The organism is Alteromonas sp. 4NS20-0143 (assembly GCF_057542855.1).
This window is the reverse complement of record NZ_BAAJLR010000003.1, coordinates 483,647-509,148: the sequence shown is the minus strand read 5'-3', so window position 1 is coordinate 509,148 and position 25,502 is coordinate 483,647. Positions and strand designations below refer to the sequence as shown.

The window sequence follows — 25,502 nt, the reverse complement described above, 5'->3', positions numbered from 1 at the left end:
CGTCAAATAGGGCGACTAAAATTAACGCCGGAGAGTCATACAGGGAAAAATGATGAAACCTAAATTAACAGCGAAAGCTGAATTAGCGTGTATCAAACACGCAACCTCAAATAAATCGCAGGCAGAGAAGAGCTCGCTGTTGAGTTCTTTAGTTAATAAGCTTCGCACTGTCGTGAAACGGGCTGCTTTTTTAAGTTTAACAATGATGAGTATTTCTCTGATGAGCGTATCTTTTGCATCACATGCTGCTTTGCCTTCGCCAGTATCTGAAAGTGTCCCCGATGCAGAAGTTGTAGGCAAAGATATGTTTACTTATTACCTATTCGACGTTTACGAGGCTACCTTGTTCGCTCCCAAGGGAGAATATGAGAAAGGAAAGCCTATTGCCTTAACGCTAAAATACCAACGTTCGCTAGACGGTAAGAAAATAGCGGAGCGTTCTATTGATGAGATGAAAAAGCAGGCAAAGCTTGATTCAGAGAAAGCCAAGCGCTGGTTACAAGACATGGTAGATATTTTCCCGGATGTAAAAGAGGGAGATGTATTAACAGGCGTAGCCACTGAAGAGGGCAACGCCTTATTCTATTTCAACGGCGAAAATGCTGGGGAAGTTAAAGACCCAGAGTTTACGCAAAAATTCTTTGATATTTGGTTGGGTGAGAATACCTCAGAGCCTAAGTTTAGAAGAGCGTTACTAGGCATCAAATAAATTGCTTTGTGTGCGGCGAAGCCTCTCTGATAGCGAGAGAGGCGTTGGGTAAAACACCTTTAGCTAACGCATTTTGGGAACATAAAGCGGAACTATTAGCGTAGCTCAAAGACTATTTTTTAATTTTAGCATTAGAGTAAAGAACAGGATAATTATGAAATCATTGAAACGCGCTGCCTATGCACTAGCAGGATTGGGAATAAGTGCAGTAACGCTGAGTGGTTGTTCGGTGTCGGTTGAAGGTAAAGACTATACCTCTGTGCAACCAGCATTTAACATCGAGCAGTTTTTTGATGGTGATGTCAAAGCGTGGGGCATCGTTCAAAATCGCTCTGGCGAAGTAGTGCAGCGTTTTAAAGTGGATATTGATGGTTCTATTGACGGTGACACGTTAACACTCGATGAAAGCTTCGATTATGGTGTTGGTGAAGGTCCAATGTCCCGCACGTGGAAAATTGTTAAACAAAGCGACGGAACATTCGTTGGAAACGCTGGTGACATAGACGGCCCTGCTGCAGGTACATCATACGGTAATGCTTTCAATTTCCATTACCAAATGGATTTACCCGTAGACGACACCAGTTACTCTGTGACGTTTGACGATTGGTTTTGGGCTTTTGATGAAACAACCATGATGAATCGCTCTTATATCCGCAAATTCGGGATTGTTATGGCCGAAGTGACCATATTCATGCAAAAGCAGGAGTAGCATTGTAAGTTATTGGAATATTGTGAAAATTTTAAGGTGGGATTGTGTTGCGTTGATGCTACAGAAGCATTGGCGCAACTAATAATGACTAACGTGTAGACAGCGTTATCTGACATTTCTGAACGGGGTTTGGTGCAAGCGTAAGCCCTCATCTTTGATTAAACAAGCTCGTGCTTATTTTCTCCAGCTAACTTACTTTCTTCTCTAACGTTCTCAAAAACCATACTGTCTGAGACTCTTCGCTAATAAGTTGCTTATTGTTGCAGTAGCGCAATTTATTTGCTCTTTTTTGTTACAGGCCCTTGTTCAAACAGTCAGTTGTGGAAAAGCGACGGTTTCTTGCTCTACTTCTTCTTAATTCCTCGTCAGTGCACAATGTAAAGATTAAAAAAATTTAAACCTTTTGATTTCGCCATCGTAGCAATTATATGTCGTAGGTGTTGTGCCCTACATGCAATGGAATTGAGCCTATTAAAGGCTCATTAAAGGAGATTTTATGTCAAAGAAGCCACAGTTAACTACATCAGCGGGCGCTCCAGTAGTCAGTAATGAAACGACTAAAACAGCGGGAGAACGCGGTCCAGCATTACTTCAAGATTACCAGCTTCTCGAAAAGCTAGCTCATCAAAATCGTGAGCGTATTCCCGAACGTGTTGTTCATGCAAAAGGGTGGGGAGCACAGGGTACATTCACCGTAACTCATGATATTACTGACTATTCGTGTGCTGATATCTTCTCTCAGGTAGGTAAGCAAACAGAGGTATTGAGCCGATGGTCCACTGTAGCTGGAGAGTCAGGCGCAGCCGACACCGAACGTGATGTTCGCGGCTTTAGCTTGAAGTTTTATACCGCGCAAGGTAACTGGGACATGGTAGGGAATAATACTCCCGTATTTTTCGTTCGCGACGGTTATAAGTTTCCCGACTTTATTCGTACTCAAAAGCGCCATCCAAAAACTAACCTGCGCTCGCCAGAGGCTATGTTCGACTTTTGGGCTGCTCAGCCAGAAAGCGTACACCAAGTTACTATCTTAATGTCAGATAGAGGTATTCCTGTTTCGCCTATGCATATGAATGGATATGGAAGCCATACTTTCAGCATGTGGAATAAAGAGGGTAAGCGTCACTGGGTGAAATTTCACTTTAAAACCCAACAGGGTATTAAGAATTACACCAATGAAACATCGGAAAAAATCATCGGTAGCACGCGGGAAAAGTATCAAGAGGAGCTTTACAGCGCGATAGATGAGGGCAATTTCCCTAAGTGGACAATGTACATACAAGCGATGCCAGAAGAGGAGGCGGGTGAGCAGAGCTTTAACCCGTTTGATCTCACCAAGGTGTGGCCACATGATGATTACCCACTGATCGAGGTGGGTGAATTAGAAATGAACCGCAACCCAGATAACTATTTTCAAATGGTTGAAAATGCCGCATTTAGTCCATCAAATGTTGTTCCGGGGATCGGGTTTAGCCCAGATAAAATGCTGCAAGCGAGGATTTTTTCTTACGCAGACGCTCACAGGTATAGATTAGGCACGCACTACGAAGCGCTTCCTGCCAACGCGCCAAAGAACAGCGATGTAAATCATTACCATAAAGATGGAGCAATGCGATTCTTTACTAATGATTTCGGGAATCCAGATGCTTATTATGAACCAAATCAACATGATGGGCCGGTTGCGGACTTTTCAGTAAAAGAGCCGCCTCTACGAATCGATGGCGATGCAGATAGGTATCATCAAGATGATGCAGACGTTGATTATGTTCAGCCCCGGAAGCTTTATGAAATGTTTTCGGATGAGCAAAAAGAGCGGATGTATAAGAACTATGCCGCTGCTATGGGGCCATGTTCAGATGAGGTGAAATCGAGATGGTATGCCGTTCTTGAAAGGGTGCACCCTGACTACGCTGCTGGCGTGAAAAATGCGGTAGAAAGCCTTGATACTGATGTGAATACGGTACCGATTACTGAGAACACACCGCTTGAAGACAACTAGAGCAAAAGCAGCTCTTAACAGACTATAAGTAAACGCCAGTCATTCGCTAGATTTATCGTGTGACTGGCATTTTTTTAATTCAGGATTGAGGTAAATACTGTCTACGGCTTTTAACGTCGTAGTTTGTTCTTCGTGAATGTTTTTTTTAACCCACTTTTAGTCACGGTTATTTACTCGTTATCTAGCTGTTCTTTATCCCTTTGACCGCAATCTGCCTGCTCGGTAATTGATGGCTCGATAATAGATTGCCCGGCAATTGATGGCTCGGTATTTGACTGCTCATTACTGGAACGATCGCTATCGGCCCGCTCAGCTAATTTTTCCCTCTCAGCTTTAGAAACATAAACTGGCTTACTACTTTTATGAAGTTTAGCGTTCGCCTTTTTGTCTTTTTCTTGGAGTTTCTTGATGATTTTTTTACGACGGTTCAAAACCAATTCCCTCAAACGGACAACTGAATTTGCGCATTATATCGTGTTAATAAGAACTCGTGCCAGACGCATGTGGCCAGTCACGGTTTATTGAAGGGCGAGAGTTGTATATGAATAGTCTAATCGCCTAGCGCTTGAAACTAAGTACCACGCCCAAGCCCGTTCCATTCATGAGTGGGTCGTGTACAAACCACACACGGCCTTCGTGTAGCTTAACAATGGCAGAGACAAGAGACAGCCCCAAACCGTTGCCTTTACTTGTTCTGCTGCCATCTGCGCGATAAAAACGACGTTCTAAACTTTCAAGTTCATGCTCTCCTACGCCCATCCCTGCGTCGTTGATGGATATGACGTGGTGTGTTTTCGTCGACGTTAATTGCACTACTACACGGCTTCCATCGGGAGAGTACTTTAAGGCATTATCAAGTACGTTCGCTACAGCTTGAAATAGCAGGTTGGGGTCTGCAATCATGGTGATTGGCTGCAAGGAGCTAGTCAGGGTTATATTCCTGTCTTCAGCTAGCGGGTGGTAAAGGTCTACAACATCTTCAACAATTGCAAGAACATCGGTTTCGCAAAACCCTTCTTTTTTGTTGGTGGTTTCTAGCCCGCTTATTCTAAGTAAACTATTGAACATATTAAGCAGATTATCTGCTTCGTGGGTTGTTTCATCACGCAGTTTTTCGTCGTCTATTTGCTCTAATGTGTTGCGTAATCGTGCTAAGGGGGTACGAAGATCGTGTGCAATACTGTCAGTTACGGTTTTGATATTGTTCACTGAGCTTTCTATGGTATCTAACATTTGGTTGAATACTGCTGACAAGCTGCTTAAATCATCCCAGTTACTATCAATTTCTAGACGTTCTTCTAAATTCCCCGTTTTTATTATTTTGTCTGCGGTTTGGGACATTCGATTAATACGATTAACCACATAAACAGCAATGGCAAAACTGAGTACGCTTAACATCGAAAGCAGCACCACTATAATCCAGCTAAACGCTCTGCCAAACCATTGGGCACTGTATAAGTCGTCAATTCCACGACCTACAATTAACGTATAGCTGCCTAAGGAGACTTCTCTAACTAACGCCTGCCGAAGGGTTTTGCGTTCGCCGCTATCAGGCAGCGAAATAACAATTTCAGCCGTGTTAAAGTTTGCGTGCTCATGACGCTCTAAAATAAGCGGAATACTGGCAAGGTTTCCAGTAACAAACTGTTCGTTTTGACTTAATACTACGAAAGAGCGAACAGACTTGGGTAGTTCGCCGGATGAGGCGTTGGTAGTCGATGCAGAATTATTGGCCATTGTGGAACGTGAAAACTCTCCGCTGTCGATAGCCTCTTTAACTGCATCAATACCTAATGAATTATGTATCTGAGAAAGAGCGGCAATTTTTGCATTAATTGCCGCCGTAGATTCTGTTATAAAAAGGTCACTGCTTGTTAGTCGCCAAAAGTAAACAATGAGAATAATTGCCACGCTGGCCAGTGTGGTAAGCAGCGCGCCAACACGAAAACTAGAACTTCTCGTGAAGTCGCGAATTGCTATCATGTAGCGCTATCGGCGATACGGTAGCCCGTACCTCTTACCGTTTCAATCAGTGGAACATTAAATGCTTTGTCCACTTTTTGGCGCAGTCGGCTAATATGTACATCAATCACGTTGGTCTGAGGGTCAAAGTGGTAGTTCCACACTTGCTCAAGCAGCATACTGCGGGTGACGACTTTACCCTTATGGCGAAGTAGGCACTCGAGTAATTGAAACTCTTTCGATTGCAAATCAATTTCTTGCTCGCCGCACAGTACTTTGCGATTAACGAGATCGAGGGTTAAATCGCCAACTTTGATAAGTGTTTTGTCATCGGCTTCTTTGCCGCGCCCGGCTAGACCCTCAATGCGAGCAAGCAGCTCCTCAAATGCAAACGGCTTGGTTAAATAGTCGTTTGCACCCGTGCGCAGGCCGCGCACCTTATCTTCTACTTGGCTTTTGGCGCTAAGTAACAAAACTGGGGTGTTGTTGTCAGCTTCTCTCAGTTTTTCTAAAACAGTGAAGCCGTCGTATTCTGGAAGCATTACGTCGAGTATCACAACATCGAGTTCATTTGATGTTGCTTCCCTATAGCCAGATGCTCCGTCACCCGCAGTAATACATTCATGACCTTCGCCCAACAGTCCGTTTGCGATGTGCGAGGCAACCTTTGGATCATCTTCTACAAGTAACACTCTCATGATTACACTTCTACTTTTAGGTTAAAACGAAACGTAAGGCCGCTATTGGCTTACGGTTTCTTTTACGTGTCAGTAGACAAAAAGCGATCACTTTTACCCCACGTGCGTGATAAATAACCCGCGAAATACAGCACTTTTTGTAAAGGCGGTATGTTAACGGTTTACTCCCCAGTTTTACTGCAAAATAATGCACGGCAGTGTGCGTTAGTCGCGTTTGAAACGCTTACTCGCTGCATAGGGGGTGAAGTGTTGTACATCGCCTCGCTCGCATTTTATTTGCACATTGCGCCAGTATTCTTGGGTCATTAGGTCGCCATGAAGGTTTTTTAAGATATCCTTAAACTTGCGTTTACCCACAATGAAGTGTTCAAACTGCTCTGGAAATACGTCGCTTGGACCTACTGAAAGGGTATCAATAGCATAGGGATCATCAGATTTAGGCAGCGCGCGGAAGTTTCGTTCATTCATGAGGCAAATTTCGTCGTAGTCATAAAATATGACGCGACCATGGCGGGTAATACCAAAGTTTTTATGCAGCATGTCTCCTGGGAATATATTGGCCATCGCAATCTGTTTTATGCACATACCTAGTTCATCTAGTGCGTTTGTTATTTTGTCTTCATCGGTTTCTTGTTGAAGATAAAGATTGAGTGGCGTCATTTTGCGTTCAATGTACATATGCTTTATCACAAGCTCGTTCTCAGTGAATTCCAAACTGGAAGCACACGTCTCTTTAAGCTCTTCAATTAATTCTGGCGCTATTCGGTGAAGTGGAAATCGAAAGTTCACGTATTCATGGGTATCGGCCATTCTGCCGATACGATCAGACATCTTCACGAGTTTGTAGCAGTCTTTCACGTGCTGGCGAGTGATTTTTTTACTCTCTGCAAATTCATCTTTTATAATTTTGAACACAACACCATACGAGGGAAGGTGAAATACCATCATCACTAAACCGCGTATTCCAGGCGCCGCTTCAAAGTGGTCTTCTGAGGTTTCTAAATGAGAAAGGAAATTGCGATAAAATACCGTTTTACCGTGTTTGTAATGGCCTAGCGCCATATACAATTCAAAGTTCTTTTTATTCGGCAGCAACTCTTGTAAAAAAGCGGCAACTTCTGCTGGGTTTTGTGTGTCGGCCATAAAATAACTGCGGGCAAAGCCGAAGATAACGCTCAAATCTTTCCTATCTGTAAGCAGAGCATCGACAAACATATTTGGCGCATTGTAACGGCGCATAGCAATGACAAAGGGCAGCGTCTCGTCCGGCATACAGATTCTGCCAATTAAATAGGCTGCTTTTCCTCTAAAGAAGGTAGGTTTGAGTATTTCTACGGCCTGCACACTGGCAAGTTGCGATGTGGTGAGTCGAGCGCGAAGTGCGTCTTCCAAATGTTGCAAATCCCGTTCGTAATCTTCAAAGGGGATGTTGTATCGGTAGGTTTTAAAAATAGCTTCGTACATCTCTCTCACCGTGGTGGTGGTATCGAAACTATTAATCACTTTGTCTCTATCCTGACCCGGTAAAAAACAGCGGCTAGGATGCACAAACATCATGTCATCATCTATTTTACGATGTTTAAATATACGGCCAATGACCGAGTTGAAGAAGGTCTCGGCAAGTTCAAACTGAGGGTGACCTTCTAATTGAAGGGCAAAGATTTTCTTTAGCTCTTGCCAAAACGCATCATCTTTTTTGTGCACCGACGTTAAGTGATAAATCTCAGCAACGGCATCGGATAAACTTTGTTCATATATATTGATGCGCTCTCTCGATGCTAATTGGGTTTCTTTCCAGTTGCCTTTTTCAAACCGCTGTTGCGCACCTCGAGTAATTCGAGTGAACCACCGATAGCTTTTGTCGAAATGAGATAACACCAGATAGGCAGCCTTTTTGGCTAAGCTTGTTTCTTGGGGCGATAGGGTATTTTGCATTACTAGGTTCCTTAGAAATAACAAGCATCACTTGCCTATTTCGACGTCTTCGAACTCCTCAAATGATGTGCACTTACAGCGCGCTATCTGTTAGAAGTCAACGTTGGCAACAGATCGCAGACAGCAGGTTGAGGCGCGAAATACATCGCATATTTATTAACAAAATAATGCAGATGATACACAGATGCCACTTGTTTCAACGGTAAGTTGTCGATAATCAGCGACTTATTTTGTTTTCTTATACTTTAGTTTAGGGTAAATTGGTTGAGTCAAAACTAAGCAGTAAAGAGTTCTTAATGAGTTTCAATGTCCTAATTTGCGATGATTCAGCGTTGGCGCGCAAAATGATGAAAAAAAGTCTGCCTGCTGGTTTTGTTGAAAATGCTTACGAGGTGTCAAACGGGGTTGATGCCCTTGAGGTATTGGCCCATCATTCTATCGATTTGATGTTACTCGACCTGACCATGCCTGTACTTGGCGGAATAAGTGTTTTAGGAGAGATAAAACGTAGAGGTCTTGAGACTTTCGTTATTGTTGTGTCAGGCGATATTCAGCCGTTGATACATAGAAAAGTCGCTTCGTTAGGTGCTCTGGACTTTGTTCAAAAGCCGCTGCAGCCTGAACGCCTGCAATCAGTGCTGAAGAAGTTTGGTTTCGTCACCACCATAGAAAAAGAAGCCCTTGCTGGCTAGCTTATTAAGATTTTGCTGGGCCTGCCTCAGCGCTCACTACTAATCAATACACTCTCTAAAACTGCTTTACACTTTTTGTGTGTTTTAACGTCGTAAAGCAGGGCGCTCCTTACTAGTGTGAGCTACTAGTGTCAGCGCCCGCTAAAATTGACTATTTACGATGGGTTATCAAACCAGTGTCGTGTTCTATTTGCAAACCATACCAGTGACAGCATCACGGGAACCTCTACCAACACGCCTACCACCGTAGCCAACGCTGCACCACTGTGTAAACCAAACATCGAGATGGCCACTGCCACTGCCAGTTCAAAAAAGTTCGACGTCCCAATCATACACGCCGGAGCGGCAACATTGTGAGGAAGTTTTATCTTCTTCGCGGCAAAGTAGGCAATCGCGAAAATTCCATAAGTTTGGATAAGCAATGGTACGGCAATAAGCGCGATATCCTGAGGCTGAGATAGTATGGTTTTTGCCTGCAGGCCAAACAATATTATGATGGTGAGCAGTAAGCCACAGACGGAGAATGGCTTAAAGTTATTAACCAGCTTGGTAACAGCCTCAGGCCCCTTCGTTTCGATACGCTTTCGAGTGAGAAAGCCTGCTATGAGTGGCAGTACTACGTATAACGCCACCGAGAGTAATAGAGTATTCCACGGAACGGTAATATCAGTAACACCAAGCAGCAAGGCGGTCAGCGGTGCAAACGCAATCACCATGATCAAATCATTAATAGACACTTGCACTAGCGTATAATTAGCATCGCCTTTAGTGAGGTGGCTCCACACAAAAACCATAGCGGTACAGGGCGCAACACCCAATAAAATCATACCTGCAATGTATTCAGTTGCCGTTTGAGGGTCTACCATATCGGCAAAAATAACTCTAAAAAACAGCCAGCCAAGTAGGGCCATGCTAAAGGGCTTTATTAGCCAATTAATCGCTAGCGTTAATACTAAGCCTTTGGGTTTTTTACCCACGTCTTTGATTGAGCTAAAGTCGATTTGTACCATCATTGGATAAATCATTAACCAAATAAGCACTGCTATCACTAAATTTACATGGGCATATTCTAATGCTGCTACCGACTCAAAAAATTGCGGCACGGCGTAGCCAAATCCCACGCCAAGAGCGATGCATAGTCCAACCCATACAGAAAGGTATCGTTCAAAGAAACCCATCGTTAACCCCTATTAAATTTGATCAGATGTGGCTCAACCACATGTTTGCACCATCATTGCGATTTTTGATTTACGCGCTTACTTACTTCTTCGGCACTCTCCACTCGCTCAGAGTATCGGTCCACAAGAAACTCACTATTATCTCTAGTAAGAAGGGTAAATTTGACCAGTTCCTCGACGACATCCACAATGCGGTTGTAGTAAGGGGAAGGCTTCATTCGTCCGTTCTCTTCAAATTCAAGAAACGCTTTAGCAACAGACGATTGGTTTGGGATGGTGAGCATCCGCATCCAACGCCCTAAAATACGCATTTGATTAACCGCATTGAAAGACTGAGAGCCGCCGCTTACTTGCATTACTGCCAAGGTCTTTCCTTGGGTTGGTCGCACACCGCCCATGTTAAGGGGCACCCAATCGATAATACTTTTCATAATGCCAGTAATACTGCCGTGACGTTCGGGTGAGCACCAAATTTGCCCTTCTGACCACACCATAAGCTCGCGAAGTTCTTTCACTTTAGGATGTGTGTCGTCTTCGGTATCTGGTTGGGGCAGCCCTTTAGGGTCAAATATTTTCGCTTCAGCGCCAAAAAACGCTAATAGTCTTGCAGCTTCTTCAATGACTAAGCGACTGTAAGAGCGCTCGCGAAGCGAACCATAAAGCAGCAAGATACGAGGCTTATGTGAAGACGGGCTTTGTGTAAAGTCAGACGCAGAAGGTTTGTGCATTTCACTCTCTTTGAAAAGATCCTCAGTCATTAGCGTGCTCCTAATGTAACGAGTGCATCTTTGAGTTGCTCTCGTGAAAATGATTCGTCAGATAATGACCGCTTAGCGAGCTCAGCTAGTGCGGCAACGCGTTGCTCAATGATATCGATAGTGTGATAGAACGCTAAGGCTTTATCTTCGTCACTGCCTTCTAACTTAGATGGATCTTCAAGACCCCAATGCATTTTCAATGACTTGCCGAAATATACCGGGCAGCTTTCGCCGGCAGCAGAGTCGCACACAGTGATAACAAGGTCTGCTTCATAATCTTCAAACTCATCCCAAGACTGGCTTTTAAGGCCCTCTGTGCGATAACCTTTTTCGGCCAAATATTTCAACGATAGAGGGTGAACTTCACCAACGGGCTGGCTGCCTGCACTTTGTGCTTGAAGAGGACCTGAAGAGGCGTTGGTAATCGCTTCACATAGAACGCTGCGGCAGCGATTGTGAGTACAGATATAAAGAATTTTCATGATAAACCTTCTAATGCGTTGCGTTGTAGATAAATGAGAAATTAAACGTGTTGTAAGATTAGGCGTCGCATCCGACTGACTGGCAGCAAGCTAGATTTTCCTTGGCTTCGCTAATGTAATCTTCGTTTTCTTGCGCGGTGTTGGTAATGATGTTTTTTGCCCATACCGGTAGGGCAGGATTAAGCCTGTAATAAACCCACTTACCTCTACGCTCATCAACCACTAGCTCACACTTGCGTAAATCGGCAAGGTGTCGAGATATCTTAGGTTGACTCAGTTTTAGTGCATCGGTTAAGTCACACACGCAGAGTTCATCTGCAAAGCTCAGTAGCAGCAATGTTTTAAGACGGGTGTCTTCCGATAGGCATTTGAAAAAGCTAAGCGGTGAGAAGTCACATGTTGCTGTCATAATTGTTCACATACGTTATTTCATATGTTTTTTATGGTATATGGAATTTCGTATATGTCAAAACATATTTGAAATTTCATATGTGATAATGCAGTGGATGGAAAGAGTGGGTTATTTTGCTCTAAGCCAGGGGTATGGCTAAGCCGAATATGCGGCTAAGCCATTGGTTATCGCTGAGCTAAAGGCGATTATTAGCTTTCGGTTTTTGGAATAGCCGCATCAAAAGACATCGCGTTATCTGTGCTATTTATTGCATTGTAGTGAGCAATTACGCCTTCCATAAAGGCATACCAAGTTGGATTAGGTTGCCAAATGGCTAATAAGTCTTTTTTGGCCATATTTTCGTCCTCACCGAGCACGTTCACTCTGTAAAGGTAAGTAAATGAGGCGCCGCGCCAGTTTAATTTGCAGTGGGTAAGCACTTTTTCAGAACCTTTATCTACCCGCTGCATAAACGCCGAGTAGTTTAAAAAATCACTGAGCACCGGCTTTTCCCATTCAACGGGTACGTTGAAGTAGTTCAATCCCAATTCAGCAGTATTCATAATTTCCTGAGAGCGATCGCCTGGGATAAGGTCGACAACATAGGCAACGCCCTCTTCTTTTAGCAGCGCTAAATGGGCTTTCGCAGGTAATCCAGAGGAGACCATGAAGTCGTTATTGCTTTGTAAGTTGGTCAACGACGTTAAACTATTAACTTGCTGAGTTTCTTCACTTTGCTGTTGAGCTGTAGCCATGGCGGGTGAGGCAGCCCCTAAGGACGCTAAAGCAAATAAAGACACTGCCAACATCGAGGCTTTTTGAAACGGTAGCTTCTGCAAAGACGAAGCTGATAAATAAGACATCGTTTTTTTAACTTTAACCAAGTTCATAAACTCTCCTACACGATTAATGCGTTATCAATACTATGGCATGAATACGCAGTAACAGCTAAAAACGTGATTAAAATCTCTTTTTCAATGCGTAACACATTGTGAAAATCAGTGTTTTTTTGCCTAGTGTTGTGCAATAAAAAAGCCCGCCTTGTTACCAAAACGGGCTTTTCTAGCGGTTATTTTAAAAGCATTTGTTCATATGAGCTATTTATCTATATGAACTGCTTATTTCTATAACCTACTTGTCCATATGACCTACTTGTCCATATGACCTACTTGTCCATATGAACAACTGAGCGAATGCTTTCGCCTTTGTGCATAAGGTCAAACGCTTCATTGATTTCGTCTAGCCCCATAGTGTGAGTAATAAATTCCTGCAGACCGAAATCACCGTTTAGATATTGCTCAACAATGCCAGGCAGCTGCGAGCGGCCCTTCACGCCACCAAAGGCAGAACCACGCCAAACACGACCGGTAACAAGTTGGAACGGTCTGGTTGAAATTTCTTGTCCAGCACCCGCAACCCCAATAATAACCGACTCTCCCCAGCCTTTGTGGCAGCACTCAAGTGCAGAGCGCATTACATCCACATTACCGATACATTCAAACGAGTAGTCTACACCGCCATCGGTAAGCTCAACGATGACGTCTTGAATGGGCTTGTCGTAATCTTTCGGATTCACCATGTCGGTGGCGCCAAGTTGCTTTGCCAACTCGAATTTACTCTCGTTAATATCAACGCCAATAATACGTTTCGCACCCGCCATACGCGCGCCGATAATTGCTGACAACCCAATACCACCTAACCCGAAGATAGCTACCGTGTCGCCTTCTTGTACTTTTGCTGTATTTAACACCGCGCCCATGCCGGTAGTAACACCGCAACCAAGTAGGCATACCTCTTCAAGTGGAGCACTCTTATTGACTTTTGCCAAAGAGATATCGGGTAAAACAGTGAATTCAGAAAATGTAGAGCAACCCATGTAGTGATAAATTGGCTCGCCGTCTTTTGAGAAGCGGCTAGTGCCGTCAGGCATTAAGCCTTTGCCTTGCGTGGCGCGCACTGCTTGGCATAAATTTGTTTTGCCAGAAGTACAAAATTTACATTCGCCGCACTCTGCGGTGTAAAGAGGAATAACGTGGTCGCCCACTTCTACACTTGTTACTCCTTCGCCTACCATCTCTACAATACCGCCACCTTCATGGCCAAGTACCGATGGAAAAACGCCTTCTGGATCTTCACCTGACAAGGTGAATGCGTCGGTGTGACATACGCCAGTCGCTTTTATACGAACTAATACTTCGCCTTTTTTAGGCAACTCGACATCTATCTCTTCCATTTTGAGTGGCTCGCCAGGTCCCCATGCCACTGCTGCTTTGGATTTTATATGCGTTTGACCTGCTTCTAATGAATCTTTAAACGAGCTCATACTTTACTCCTGTCATTACAATTCGAGTTTGTGATGTTTGATAAGACGAGTATAGGAGAGGCAGGACGATTGATAAATACAGATTTAGTAAATCACTATTTCTTATTTGTAATAATAGTAAAAGCGTCATAGGCTCTAAGCTGTACGGTACTTTATTTTGCCCAACCAAGGTTGGGCGAAAATTGAGCCAAAAGTGAACCAAAATCGAGCCAAAAGTGAGCCAGAAGTGAATGAGGGACTAAGTTAGTCGCTGAGTAAGAGAATTATTGAAGTACACGGGAAACGCACGATAGGACGTATGCTTTAAAAGGAATGGTTTGAAAAGAGTAAATTAAAAAGGATGGTTTTAAAAAATTGAATAGGTTGATACACGAGGCACAGCGGTGAAAAATCTAGATGGTATTGTTGAATTCTGTAATGTCGCTAACGTGGGGAATTTTACCGGCGCGGCAAACAAGCTAGATACTTCAGTGGCACAAATTAGTCGAAAAGTTGCTGCACTAGAGAAGCGACTTGGGGTAAAGCTACTGCAGAGAACAACGCGCAGTGTATCGCTAACCGAGGCGGGCTCGCTTTATTTTGAGCAAACCAACCCGGCGTTAACCATGCTCGAAAATGCACAGCTAACGGTAAGTGCGCTGCAACAATCTCCACAGGGGCTCATTAAGTTGACCGCGCCAGTAGCCTTTGGTGAAGCATTCATTGCGCCTTTATTGAATAAATTCCTAGCTACCTATTCCGGCATCAGTGTGCAGTGCACGTTTTCCAACGATAAACTGGATATCATTGAGCAGGGACTCGACTTGGCAATACGCATCGGCAAACTTGAAGACTCCTCATTGATTGCTAAAAAGTTGGCTACACGCCAGCTGTACGTGTGCGGAAGTCGAGAATACCTTAAAAGCACATCGATGCCAGAAACGCTTGAAGACTTAAAACAACACAGTTTGCTGGTAGGTTCGCAGCCTCAATGGCGCTTTCTAATTAATCAACAGGTTCACACTCTGAATGTAAATGGTCGCGTGCGGTATAATAGTGGCAATGCACTTAAAGCTGCTGCGCTTAACGGACTGGGTCTAACCCAACTTCCCGGTTTTTACGTGAGAGATGCCATCACCGAGGGGCATCTCATAGAGGTCTTACCAGATTATAAAGATAAGCAAGAAGCCATCTGGGCCGTGTTCCCCTCTAACCGTAATGTGGCACCTAAAATTAGACTTCTTGTTGATTTTTTGTCCGAAAACCTTACAGATGACCGATAATGTTACCCATAATCGGCTTTTCATATTCAAAAAAGAAACGTTATGTCTAGAGTGTTGCATTATGTGCAATACAGTGTGGTGAAAACTGCGGTTGACAGATAGACGTCTATACGGCAAATTGAACCCATGAAACAGATTCTAGCGATTCGCACCATGACCATGTTAATTACCACCTCAAGAAGGGCGGTCGGTGACTAGTGCGAATAAGCAAAAGACAACGAAAGCCCGCCTCAAACAGAGCGGGTTTTTTTTTATATACGTTTTAGCATGCGCAACCTCAAGGAGTAGCATATGAAAGTCTTAAAGTTTGGAGGGTCTTCTCTAGCCGATGCACCGCGATATTTACGCGTTACAGAGATTAGCATGGATACTCACCAAACCGACGGTGCTGCCGTTGTACTATCGGCCCCAAAAGGCGTAACGAATGCGCTCTCATTATTGTGCGAACAAGCAGCCGGTGGCGAAGATTTTCAGCCGCTTCTCGATAAGCTAAACGACACAGTAACCGGTATCGCTAACAGCTTAAATGATGAATTAGACGGGTTTGAATACAACCGAGTTATCGCTTTTATCGACAGCCAGCTTGCAGTATTGAAAAAACATCTACAGGGCATTAGTTTGCTAGGTGTAGCGCCTGACAATGTGGCCGCAGGCATTCTAAGTATTGGTGAGTACATTTCGGTAACGCTCTTTGGTGCCATTCTTACTGCAAAAGGCGTGACTAATCGCATTATTGACCCCGTAAAATATATTCTTGCTGATGGCGAGTACTTAGACAGCATTGCCGATGTGTCGCTAAGTAAGGCGCGATTTACTGACGTTCCCGTTGATGGCAGTGAGTTTCTTATCATGCCGGGGTTTGTAGCCGCAAACGAAGAAGGGCAAAAAGTCACCCTAGGTCGAAATGGTTCTGATTACTCTGCGGCTATTCTTGCTGCGTGTATTGACGCAAGCTGCTGCGAAATTTGGACTGATGTAGACGGCGTTTACAATGCGGATCCGAATCAGGTTGAGGGCGCAGTACTGCTTGATAAACTCACCTATCAAGAAGCGATGGAGTTATCCTATTTCGGCGCAAAAGTTCTGCACCCAAAAACAATAGGCCCTATTGCTCAGCATCATATACCGTGCCTTATTCGAAATACCCTTAATCCGGCGGCTCCTGGAACGCTTATCAGCAATGAGAAAAGCGAGAAATGGACATCGGTCAAAGGTATATCACAGCTTGATAATGTCACTATGTTTAACGTGGCGGGACCTGGCCTTAAAGGCATGGTGGGAATGGCAAGTCGCGTATTCGAAGTTATGTCGAACGCCAATATCTCAATCAGCCTTATTACCCAGTCGTCTTCTGAATACTCCATTAGCTTTTGTATACAGAGTAAAGACGCTAATAAAGCACTGAACTTGCTTGAAGATGCGTTTGCGCTAGAGTTACAGAATCAATTACTTGACCCAATTGAAGTGCGCAACGACCTTGCTATTGTAACGCTTGTGGGCGACGGTATGCGTCAAACTAAGGGGCTTGCGGCTCGTTTCTTTAATTCATTAGCGCAAGCACGAGTGAATAATGTAGCGATAGCGCAAGGCTCTTCTGAACGTTCTATCTCTACTGTTATCGAGACTAAGCGGGCGAAAAAAGCGGTGAAGGTTATTCATCAAAACTTTTTCTCAGACAGGCACACTATCGACGTATTCCTTGTAGGCTGCGGTAATGTAGGTAGCGAACTGCTAGCACAAATTGCGAAACAGCAGCCGGCCTTGCTTGCACGTAACATACAGCTGCGCGTATACGGTATGGCAAATAGCCGCAAGTTGTTGCTTAATAGTCAAGGTATCGATTTAAGTGGCGACTGGAAAGCCGCACTAGAATCTGCCCGTGAAGGGTTGAGCGTTGAACGCCTAGATCAGTTTGTGAATGACAATAGTTTAGTTAACCCAGTGATTGTGGATTGCACCAGCCATGAGGCCATTGCTAATCAATATGTAGACATGATGGAAAGCGGGTTCCACGTGGTAACGCCAAACAAAAAGGCGAATACTTCAGCCATGGAGTATTACCGTAAGCTGAGAAAAACAGCTCAAGCTACCAACCGTCAGTACCTTTATGAAACTACTGTAGGGGCTGGCCTACCTGTTATAGATAACCTTCAAAAGCTATTTAGCGCTGGCGATGTACTTCATCGTTTTGAGGGCATACTTTCTGGCAGTTTATCCTATGTTTTCGGAAAGCTGGACGAAGGTATGACGCTTTCTCAGGCTACTGAAACCGCCAAGCAAAACGGCTTTACTGAGCCAGACCCGCGTGACGACCTAAGTGGCATGGATGTAGCACGCAAGCTTTTAATTATGGCCCGTGAAGCAGACCTTGCGTTAGAGCTGTCTGATATTGAAATTGAATCTGTATTGCCGCCAGGCTTTGCAGAAACCTGCTCGGTTGATGAGTTTATGACTCAACTACCAGAGCTTGATGAGGCGTTTGCAGCGCGTGTTGAAGATGCTAAATCAGAAGGTAAAGTACTGCGATACATTGGCAGCATAGAAGATGGCAAGTGCAAGGTAAGTATTGAAGCAGTACCACCAAGCAATCCACTGTCTCAAGTGAAAGATGGCGAAAATGCATTGGCCATCAATAGCGATTATTACAATCCTATTCCTTATGTAATACGCGGCTACGGCGCCGGCGGTACAGTAACTGCGGCCGGTGTGTTTGCAGATATTCTACGAACGATGCCTTGGAAACAAATGGCGTACTAAGCGTATAGAGAAGTAATAAGCAGGAATACGAATATGAAAGCAATACGTGCCTATGCGCCGGCCTCAATTGGTAATGTAAGTTTGGGCTTTGATGTCCTTGGTGCTGCACTTGAACCGGTGGATGGCACAAGACTCGGTGATGAGGTAGAAGTTAAAGAAGCGGCGCATTTTTCACTTGAAACCATCGGTGCTTTTGCGCACAAACTACCCGATGATGCCGACAGCAATATAGTGACAAAATGCTATCATTACTTTTGCGAAAAAATGTTGAATGACAATAAAGCGGTATCACCTGTCGCTATTACGCTGCATAAAAACCTGCCCATAGGTAGTGGCTTGGGCTCAAGTGCGAGCTCAATTGTGGCTGCCTTTGCCGCTTTAAATGCGTTCTTTGACAGTCCTTTCGATAACGATACGTTGTTAACGATGATGGGGGAGTTAGAGGGGCAGATTAGCGGCAGTATTCATTACGATAACGTGGCGCCGTGCTTTCTTGGCGGTATGACGTTAATGACCGGCTCACCATCGCCGGTAACGTTATCGCTACCGCTTAATGACCAGTGGTACTATGCTATTTGCTATTCTGGTATCAGTGTATCGACGGCGGCGGCTAGAGATATATTGCCCAAGCAGGTGGACATGGCAACAGCACTGACTTTCGGTCGTCAGCTAGGCGTGTTTGTTCACGCATTGCATTCAAAAGCATTCTCTCTGGCGGCCTCGGTAATGAAAGACGTGATTGCCGAACCGTACAGAAAGTCACTGTTGCCAGGTTTCGATGAAGCGCGTGCATTCAGTGAGCGTGAAGGTGCACTGGCCTTTGGTATTTCAGGGTCTGGACCTACTGTCTTTGCGGTATGTAATAGCCAAGATCAAGCTAAAAAAATTGCAGCTTACTTAGATAAAAATTATGTGCAAAATGACGATGGCTTTAGCCATGTATGTCAAATTCCAAAGCTCGGAACGCTAGTATCAAAGACCTGATACAGCAGCGCACAGCTTTAACTCAAAAGGGCAAACAGTCTTAAAAAGGCTGAACTAAAGCCTGCATGGGCGTGGTAAGAATTTAAGAAGGTAAATAAAAGTGGAATTGGTAAATTTAAAAGATTCATCAGATACGGCAAGTTTTGCAGAAGCAGTAAAGCGCGGCTTGGGCAAAAATCAGGGACTGTATTTTCCAGAGAAAATTCCAGCCTTACACAATATTGACGGACTATTGGAAAAGCCCTTTGTTGAACGCAGTATCGACGTGCTTCGTACCCTTATTGGTGATGAATTAGCTGAAGGCGAGTTAAATGCCATCGTTGAAACGGCCTTCTCATTTGGCGCACCGGTTGAGCAAGTTAATGACAATGTGTATTCACTCGAACTTTTCCACGGCCCAACGCTGGCATTTAAAGATTTCGGCGGGCGCTTTATGGCGCAAACATTATCTCGCATCAGTGAAGGTAAGCCGATAACTATTTTAACCGCAACCTCGGGTGACACCGGCGCTGCCGTAGCTCACGCATTCCATGGCATTGAAAATATCAACGTGGTTATTCTTTTTCCAAAGGGAAAAATCAGCAAGCTTCAAGAAAAGCTATTCACCACGTTAGGCGGCAATATCCACACGGTTGCCATTGAAGCCGATTTTGATGCCTGCCAATCGCTTGTTAAATCGGCATTTGACGACCCAGATGTACGTGAAGGCCTGCACCTTAACTCAGCCAACTCAATCAACATCAGCCGTTTGTTGGCTCAAGTATGCTATTACTTCGAGGCGATAAGCCAGTTGCCAAAAGAAAAGCGCGACCAGGTCGTTATTTCAGTGCCTAGCGGTAACTTTGGTAACTTGACCGCGGGTATGATTGCTAAGGCAATGGGGCTGCCGATTAAGCGCTTTATTGCTGCGACAAACCTCAATGATACCGTTCCACGTTATTTAAAAACGGGAGAGTGGGATCCAAAGTCAACAGTGGCCACTATTTCAAATGCCATGGACGTGAGCCAGCCGAATAACTGGCCGCGTATCGAAGCCCTTATTGAGCGCGGGTATATCGACAAAGCGTGTTTGAAAGGTGAAATGGTTGACGAAGAGTACACTCAGCTTGCTATGCGCCAGCTGGCTCAGCAGGGCTACACTAGCGAACCTCATGCTGCTATTGCCTACCGCGCAGTGAGTCATGACTTGGAAGAGGGGGAAATTGGCCTGTTCCTTGGTACTGCCCATCCTGCGAAATTCCGCGAGACGGTAGAAAACGTATTAGGAAACCCGATTAGCTTACCTAAGCCCCTTGCTGATGTGGCGGGAGAAGATAGCTTAGCCGTCGATTTGCCTGCATCGTACGACGCATTGAAGCAGCATATGATGAGTCTGTTAAAACCATGATGACGTGGACAGAGGCATTAGCACAAGAAAAGGCAACTCCTTATTTCCGAGAGCTAATGTTACATGTTCAGGCAGAAAGGGAAGCGGGTAAAGTTATTTACCCGCCAAAAGAAGACGTGTTCAATGCCTTCGCCATGACAGCCTTAGAGGACATTCGCGTTGTTATACTAGGCCAAGATCCCTATCACGGGCCACATCAAGCCCATGGTCTCTGCTTTTCTGTTTTACCTGGCGTTAAAATTCCACCGTCTCTTAGAAATATCTATAAAGAATTGGCCGACGATATAGACGGTTTCACTATTCCAAACCACGGCACATTGTCGCCCTGGGCTGAACAAGGCGTGTTGTTATTAAACACGGTACTTACGGTTGAGCAGGGTAAAGCGCATAGCCATGCAAAGCTAGGGTGGGAGACCTTTACCGATAAAGTGATAGAGGTTGTAAACCAGCATTGTTCGAATGTGGTTTTTTTGCTGTGGGGCAGTCACGCTCAAAAGAAAGGCAATACTATTAACCGTGAAAAACATCATGTTTTACACGCGCCGCACCCTTCTCCGCTGTCGGCACACAGAGGCTTTTTTGGTAGTAAACCTTTTAGCCAAACAAACCAGCTACTTATTGAATCGGGCAAGACGCCCATTCAGTGGCAGGTTTGAATACAAAAGCGCTAGGTATGTAGAAAGAAAAAAGCCGCCTGAAAATTCAGGCGGCTTTTTGTTATCTTTCTAGAGTTTCAAGTTCGTACTCAAAACCACAATCTAACTCAGCGAGTTCTTTTTCCAATTTGTAACGATCTTGCAGCGCCTCGATTTCTCTCCACTTTCTTTTTTTACTTTTTGTTTTTGCTGGACTTGCTTCGATGTCTAACATGGCAAATAGATCTGATTTATCCATTGGGATCTCCTTTTTACACCACTACAACTAATACAGAGCAACTTAGTAACTTCCCTCTGTACAATTTTTATCACAGCCGCATTTAAAATAAAACACTTATATTTACTTTTTATTAACAAGATGTGGCATTTTCGTGACATTGTTCAGGGCGAGCAAAATCTATTTGCAGCGAGTAAACCCATGGTGAGCTTTAGACATTGCCTTAAAAGCTGGCCAAAAAAAACGGCCGGGGGTAAGCCGACCGTTCAGTTTATTATTTGCACCAAGGCGGGGTGTGTTGCTACCCCATACTTTCCTTATTTTGGTGCATTCGCTGCTCTGAAGCGGGCAATCAATTGTTGCGTTGAAGCGTCAAAGTTGTCTTTGTCTGCTTCGTCTTGAATGCCTGCAAGTACTTGGTTTCCAAGTGCTTTACCTAACTCCACGCCCCATTGGTCGAAGGAATTAAGGTTCCAGATAACGCCCTGAACGAATACCTTATGTTCATACATTGCAACCAACGCGCCAAGTGTTTTAGGCGTAAGGCTATCAAACAAAAAAGTATTGCTTGGTTTATTACCCGGCATGGTTTTATGAGCCGCTAGACGCTTGCGCTCTGCGTCGTCAAGGCCGTGACCTTCAAGGTCTGCATAGCATGCTTCAAAGGTTTTACCCTGCATCAGTGCTTGGGTTTGGCCAAAGCAGTTAGAGGCCAACATTGCATGATGAGTGTCATCTTGATTGGGCACGTTAAGCGGCAACATAAAATCAGCTGGAATGATGCCAGAGCCTTGGTGGATAAGCTGGTGGAAACTGTGCTGACCGTTAGTACCTTCACTTCCCCAAATAATTGGCCCTGTAGGATAGTCTACGCTTTCACCGGTTTGCGTCACCTCTTTACCATTACTCTCCATGTCCAGCTGTTGTACATAGGCTGGAAGGCCACGCAAGTAATGATAGTAAGGAAGAAGAACGTGAGACTGTGCATCGAAGAAATTGCGATACCAAACGCCAAGAAGGCCTAATAGTACCGGCATGTTCTCTTCAAGAGGCGCGGTGGTGAAATGGGTATCCATTTCAAAAGCACCTTCAAGCAGTGCTTTGTAGTTATCAAACCCAAGTGCTAATGAAATAGGAAGGCCGATAGCAGACCACAATGAATAGCGCCCGCCAACCCAGTCCCACATTGGGAAGATGTTATCTTCGCTAATGCCGAAGTCAGTGGCCGCTTTAACATTTGAAGATACCGCAACGAAGTGTTTAGCTATGTCTTGCTGCGTGCCGCCTGATTTTAAGAACCAATCTTTTGCAGTGAGTGTATTTTGGAGCGTTTCTTGTGTCGTGAATGACTTGGAAGACATAACAACAAGGGTTTCTTCAAAATCTACACTTGAGAGCACGTCGTGAATGTGACAGCCATCAACGTTAGCAACGAAATGAACTTTAACGGCGTCAACAGTGTGAGGCTTAAGCGCCTCAGTCATGATCTTAGGGCCTAAGAACGAGCCGCCGATACCAATTGCAACAATATGTTTAACGGGCTTGCCGGTGTAGCCTTTGTGCTCGCCACTGTGAACCGACTCGGTAAAGGCTTTCATTTTTTCTAGTGTTGCATGCACTTCAGGCATGACATCTTCGCCGTCAACCATTACTGGGCGGTCAGAGAAGTTGCGCAGTGCAGTATGCAATACCGCGCGGCCTTCGGTGGTATTAATGTGTTTGCCTTCGAACATGCTTGTTCGAATTGTTTCTAAATTACATGCACGGGCTAAATCGAAAAGTGAAGAAAGCGCATCGTCGTTTACACGGTTTTTAGAATAATCTAAATAAATGCCGCATGCGTTAAGCGTCATCTTTTCAGCGCGTTCATTGTCAGACGCAAACCAGTCTCGCATGTGTGCGCTTTTAACCGTCTCGGCTATCTTACTTAACTTTTTCCACTCGGGTAGTGATGTTAATACGCTCATCGTAGTTTGATCCTTACGCATTCAGTTTTTCGCGAAGTAGAGTCTCAAGTTTATCTTGGTCTGCAGCAAAGTTACGGATACCTTCAGATAATTTTTCTGTTGCCATTGCGTCTTGATTCATATCCCAGCGGAATTCGCTTTCAGTTAAGCGCGGACCAGGAGTTTGTGTTGCGCCATTGTCTTTAAGCATCACCTCAAGCTCACCGGGTTCATTGGCAAGTTCTTCGAGTAAAGCAGGGCTAATGGTTAAGCGATCGCACCCTGCCAATGCCTGAATTTCGCCAATATTACGGAAGCTAGCACCCATTACTACGGTGTTGTAGCCGTGGTCTTTGTAATAGTTATAAATACTGGTGACAGACACTACGCCTGGGTCTTCACTGGCAGCGTAAGACTCTTTGCCCGTTGATTTCTTGTACCAATCTAGAATACGGCCCACGAAAGGAGAAATGAGATAAGCGCCTGCTTCAGCACATGCTCTTGCCTGCGCGAAACTAAATAACAAAGTGAGGTTGCACTGAATTCCTTGTTTTTCTAAAACCTCTGCCGCTTGAATGCCTTCCCAAGTCGATGCAATTTTAATAAGAATGCGTGACTTATCGATACCCGCGTCTTTATAAAGCTGAACTAGGCGTTCTGCTTTTTCGATAGTGGCCGCAGTGTCGAAAGATAATCGAGCATCCACTTCGGTAGAAATACGACCAGGAATAGTGCCTGAAATTTCTTTACCAATAGCGACCGCGAGTTTGTCTGAGGCATCAATAAGCTGCTGGTCAGCGTCGTTCGACTGCAATTTAGCCCAGGCTACGGCGTCGTCAATCAAGCTTGCATACTGTGGTAAGCCAGCCGCTTTTAACAATAAAGACGGATTAGTAGTAGCGTCGACAGGCTGGTATTTTTTTATAGCGTCAATGTCACCGGTGTCGGCAACAACGGTAGTGATATCACGTAACGATGCTAGCTGATTGCTCATAATTCTCTCTATTAGTCATTCAAAATTTGTACAACTTGTCAGGGAGACAAGTTGAATAAAATGGTTCGTTTTTCTGCGAGTAGGGAATTAACGTTTGATTACGTTAATGAAATTCTTATGGTACATAGTTATACCAAAATCATGTGACAAATTATAGCTTACAGGCGCTAATTTACTGCTAATCGGATTTCTCTGTTAAGCCAATTTGTATGTTTGTTGCGGGGTATTATTTTTTCACTATCAGGTGGTGATATACTCGGGTTTATAAGAGCTAGTCTGTAGAAACCTAAGGAGTTGACATGTTAGTGGTAGTTTCCCCAGCAAAGAATCTTGATTTCGAAACTGAAATTCCAGTGAGTTCGTTCACTCAGCCAACCATGATGGACGATACAAAGCGTCTTATGGAAGTATGTCGTACCTTGTCGCCAGCAGACTTATCGTCTCTAATGAAAATTAGCGATAAGCTAGCAACTTTAAACGCTAATCGTTTCGCTGAATTTTCTACTCCTTTTGATAAAGACAATGCCCGTCAGGCCATTTATGCGTTTAACGGTGACGTTTACACCGGACTTGATGCATATACCCTCAGTGATGAATCGGTAGCGTTTGCGCAAGATCATTTGAGAATATTGTCAGGGCTTTACGGACTGCTGCGTCCACTCGATTTAATGCAGGCATATCGACTGGAAATGGGGACAAAACTCGCCAACAGCGAAGGTAAGGATTTATACGCGTTTTGGAATAACCGCATTACCGAGGTGCTGAACGAAGCACTAGCGGCCCAAGGTGATAACGTGTTAATTAACTTGGCATCAAACGAATACTTTAAAGCCGTTAAGAAAAATACACTAGATGGGATGGTTATTACTCCTACATTCAAAGACTGCAAAAACGGGCAGTATAAGATAATCAGCTTTTTCGCTAAAAAAGCGCGAGGCCTTATGGCCCGTTATATTATTGATAACAAAGTGGCTGATGTAGACGGGTTAAAAGCGTTTGACACTGATGGCTACCAGTTTAGTGAAGAACAAAGCTCCTCAACTGAGCTTGTCTTTTTGCGCAACCAAGAAGCATAACCCAAGAAGAGTAACCTTGAAGCGAAACCAGAAGACGTAATACTCACCGGCACGCCAGATGGCGTGTCGGTCTTGCCGTTTGCATACATTCGCTTATTTTCATATTGATACCTCTACCAACAGATTCTTTCGTACAGATACCTAGTCCTTCAAGCCAGCTTTCCTCTTAAACAGCACCCCTCGTATATATTGCGTAACAATTGATATGCACGCACACGTAGCACTTTGTGTGGATAAGGCCTAAAGTAAGCGTTAATCAGCTAAGAAAGGCCTCCGCATAAATGTACAGTAAAGATCAACACGCCGAAGTAATGACTGGCTCTGTTCACGCTAATTCGGGTTGCATCTTAAAAGGTTAAAATAAAACCGTGTATTTGATTGAGTGGC

At 44.4% G+C, this 25,502-nt stretch carries 22 protein-coding genes and 1 pseudogene; 10 read left to right on the top strand and 13 right to left on the bottom strand.

Translation table 11 applies throughout. The annotated features are described in order from the left end of the window. Positions 1-52: 52 nt before the first annotated feature. The 3 genes from AC27HD_RS09430 (at position 53) to AC27HD_RS09420 (ending at position 3,417) form a co-directional block, all read left to right on the top strand. Complete coding sequence (locus tag AC27HD_RS09430) at positions 53-709, top strand: chalcone isomerase family protein (protein WP_487105300.1); 657 nt, start codon at positions 53-55, stop codon at positions 707-709. A 154-nt stretch (positions 710-863) separates the two neighbouring features. Beyond that, positions 864-1,418, top strand: coding sequence for a DUF3833 domain-containing protein (locus tag AC27HD_RS09425; protein ID WP_349378028.1), 555 nt, complete (start codon positions 864-866; stop codon positions 1,416-1,418). Between the two features lie 496 nt (positions 1,419-1,914). Continuing rightward, entirely contained in the window at positions 1,915-3,417 is a 1,503-nt protein-coding gene (locus AC27HD_RS09420; protein ID WP_487105298.1) for a catalase, read from the top strand. A gap of 272 nt (positions 3,418-3,689) precedes the next feature. Here AC27HD_RS09420 and AC27HD_RS09415 read toward each other — a convergent pair. The 4 genes and pseudogenes from AC27HD_RS09415 to aceK form a co-directional block, all read right to left on the bottom strand. Then, positions 3,690-3,848, bottom strand: a pseudogene (locus AC27HD_RS09415) (DUF2986 domain-containing protein); the annotation flags it as partial. A 127-nt stretch (positions 3,849-3,975) separates the two neighbouring features. Further along, entirely contained in the window at positions 3,976-5,400 is a 1,425-nt protein-coding gene (locus tag AC27HD_RS09410; protein ID WP_487105296.1) for a sensor histidine kinase, read from the bottom strand. After that, positions 5,397-6,077, bottom strand: a complete 681-nt coding sequence (locus AC27HD_RS09405) for a response regulator transcription factor (RefSeq protein ID WP_487105294.1) — start codon at positions 6,075-6,077, stop codon at positions 5,397-5,399. Before AC27HD_RS09405 ends, AC27HD_RS09410 begins: the two co-directional genes overlap by 4 nt. 204 nt (positions 6,078-6,281) lie before the next feature. Continuing rightward, positions 6,282-8,012: a bifunctional isocitrate dehydrogenase kinase/phosphatase gene (aceK, locus tag AC27HD_RS09400; RefSeq protein ID WP_487105292.1), complete on the bottom strand. Its 1,731-nt coding sequence runs from the start codon at positions 8,010-8,012 to the stop codon at positions 6,282-6,284. Positions 8,013-8,308: 296 nt separating this feature from the next. Between aceK and AC27HD_RS09395 the strand changes: the two genes are divergently transcribed. Next, positions 8,309-8,704 (top strand): response regulator, encoded by a 396-nt coding sequence (locus AC27HD_RS09395; protein WP_032097413.1) that lies wholly within the window; start codon positions 8,309-8,311, stop codon positions 8,702-8,704. A 155-nt stretch (positions 8,705-8,859) separates the two neighbouring features. Here the strand turns inward: AC27HD_RS09395 and arsB are convergent, their stop codons facing one another. The 6 genes from arsB to AC27HD_RS09365 all read right to left on the bottom strand — a co-directional run bounded on the left by arsB (position 8,860) and on the right by AC27HD_RS09365 (position 13,836). Beyond that, positions 8,860-9,882 carry an ACR3 family arsenite efflux transporter gene (gene arsB / locus AC27HD_RS09390; protein ID WP_032097414.1) on the bottom strand — a complete coding sequence of 341 codons (1,023 nt, stop codon included), beginning with the start codon at positions 9,880-9,882 and terminating at the stop codon, positions 8,860-8,862. Between the two features lie 53 nt (positions 9,883-9,935). Continuing rightward, positions 9,936-10,610 (bottom strand): arsenical resistance protein ArsH, encoded by a 675-nt coding sequence (gene arsH / locus AC27HD_RS09385; RefSeq protein WP_235207881.1) that lies wholly within the window; start codon positions 10,608-10,610, stop codon positions 9,936-9,938. Positions 10,611-10,639: 29 nt separating this feature from the next. Then, positions 10,640-11,122: an arsenate reductase ArsC gene (locus tag AC27HD_RS09380; RefSeq protein WP_032097416.1), complete on the bottom strand. Its 483-nt coding sequence runs from the start codon at positions 11,120-11,122 to the stop codon at positions 10,640-10,642. A gap of 58 nt (positions 11,123-11,180) precedes the next feature. After that, positions 11,181-11,531 carry a metalloregulator ArsR/SmtB family transcription factor gene (locus tag AC27HD_RS09375; protein WP_032097417.1) on the bottom strand — a complete coding sequence of 117 codons (351 nt, stop codon included), beginning with the start codon at positions 11,529-11,531 and terminating at the stop codon, positions 11,181-11,183. A gap of 191 nt (positions 11,532-11,722) precedes the next feature. Beyond that, positions 11,723-12,403: a protein-tyrosine phosphatase family protein gene (locus tag AC27HD_RS09370; protein ID WP_487105288.1), complete on the bottom strand. Its 681-nt coding sequence runs from the start codon at positions 12,401-12,403 to the stop codon at positions 11,723-11,725. 275 nt (positions 12,404-12,678) lie between these two features. Then, on the bottom strand, positions 12,679-13,836 hold the full coding sequence (locus tag AC27HD_RS09365; protein ID WP_032097418.1) for an S-(hydroxymethyl)glutathione dehydrogenase/class III alcohol dehydrogenase: 1,158 nt from the start codon (positions 13,834-13,836) through the stop codon (positions 12,679-12,681). A 383-nt stretch (positions 13,837-14,219) separates the two neighbouring features. Here AC27HD_RS09365 and AC27HD_RS09360 point away from each other — a divergent pair, with 383 nt between their 5' ends. From AC27HD_RS09360 to ung, 5 genes are all read left to right on the top strand, one after another. Next, complete coding sequence (locus AC27HD_RS09360; protein ID WP_032097419.1) at positions 14,220-15,098, top strand: LysR family transcriptional regulator; 879 nt, start codon at positions 14,220-14,222, stop codon at positions 15,096-15,098. A 291-nt stretch (positions 15,099-15,389) separates the two neighbouring features. Next, a complete protein-coding gene (gene thrA / locus AC27HD_RS09355; protein ID WP_032097420.1) occupies positions 15,390-17,855 on the top strand; it encodes a bifunctional aspartate kinase/homoserine dehydrogenase I in 2,466 nt (821 codons plus the stop codon). Between the two features lie 33 nt (positions 17,856-17,888). Further along, the gene (gene thrB / locus AC27HD_RS09350) at positions 17,889-18,839 is read left to right on the top strand and encodes a homoserine kinase (RefSeq protein WP_032097421.1); all 951 of its coding nucleotides are present in this window, start codon (positions 17,889-17,891) and stop codon (positions 18,837-18,839) included. A gap of 100 nt (positions 18,840-18,939) precedes the next feature. Continuing rightward, on the top strand, positions 18,940-20,226 hold the full coding sequence (thrC, locus tag AC27HD_RS09345) for a threonine synthase (protein ID WP_032097422.1): 1,287 nt from the start codon (positions 18,940-18,942) through the stop codon (positions 20,224-20,226). After that, positions 20,223-20,882, top strand: a complete 660-nt coding sequence (ung, locus tag AC27HD_RS09340) for a uracil-DNA glycosylase (RefSeq protein WP_032097423.1) — start codon at positions 20,223-20,225, stop codon at positions 20,880-20,882. Before thrC ends, ung begins: the two co-directional genes overlap by 4 nt. 61 nt (positions 20,883-20,943) lie before the next feature. Here ung and AC27HD_RS09335 read toward each other — a convergent pair whose 3' ends face one another. The 3 genes from AC27HD_RS09335 to tal all read right to left on the bottom strand — a co-directional run bounded on the left by AC27HD_RS09335 (position 20,944) and on the right by tal (position 24,039). Next, complete coding sequence (locus tag AC27HD_RS09335) at positions 20,944-21,120, bottom strand: DUF3545 family protein (RefSeq protein WP_012519516.1); 177 nt, start codon at positions 21,118-21,120, stop codon at positions 20,944-20,946. Positions 21,121-21,416: 296 nt separating this feature from the next. After that, the gene (gene pgi / locus AC27HD_RS09330) at positions 21,417-23,066 is read right to left on the bottom strand and encodes a glucose-6-phosphate isomerase (protein WP_487105282.1); all 1,650 of its coding nucleotides are present in this window, start codon (positions 23,064-23,066) and stop codon (positions 21,417-21,419) included. A gap of 13 nt (positions 23,067-23,079) precedes the next feature. Beyond that, positions 23,080-24,039: a transaldolase gene (gene tal / locus AC27HD_RS09325; RefSeq protein ID WP_163104518.1), complete on the bottom strand. Its 960-nt coding sequence runs from the start codon at positions 24,037-24,039 to the stop codon at positions 23,080-23,082. A 299-nt stretch (positions 24,040-24,338) separates the two neighbouring features. On the opposite strand from tal, the gene yaaA reads away from it, so the two are divergent. Further along, positions 24,339-25,115, top strand: coding sequence for a peroxide stress protein YaaA (gene yaaA / locus AC27HD_RS09320; protein ID WP_487105280.1), 777 nt, complete (start codon positions 24,339-24,341; stop codon positions 25,113-25,115). Positions 25,116-25,502: the final 387 nt, after the last annotated feature.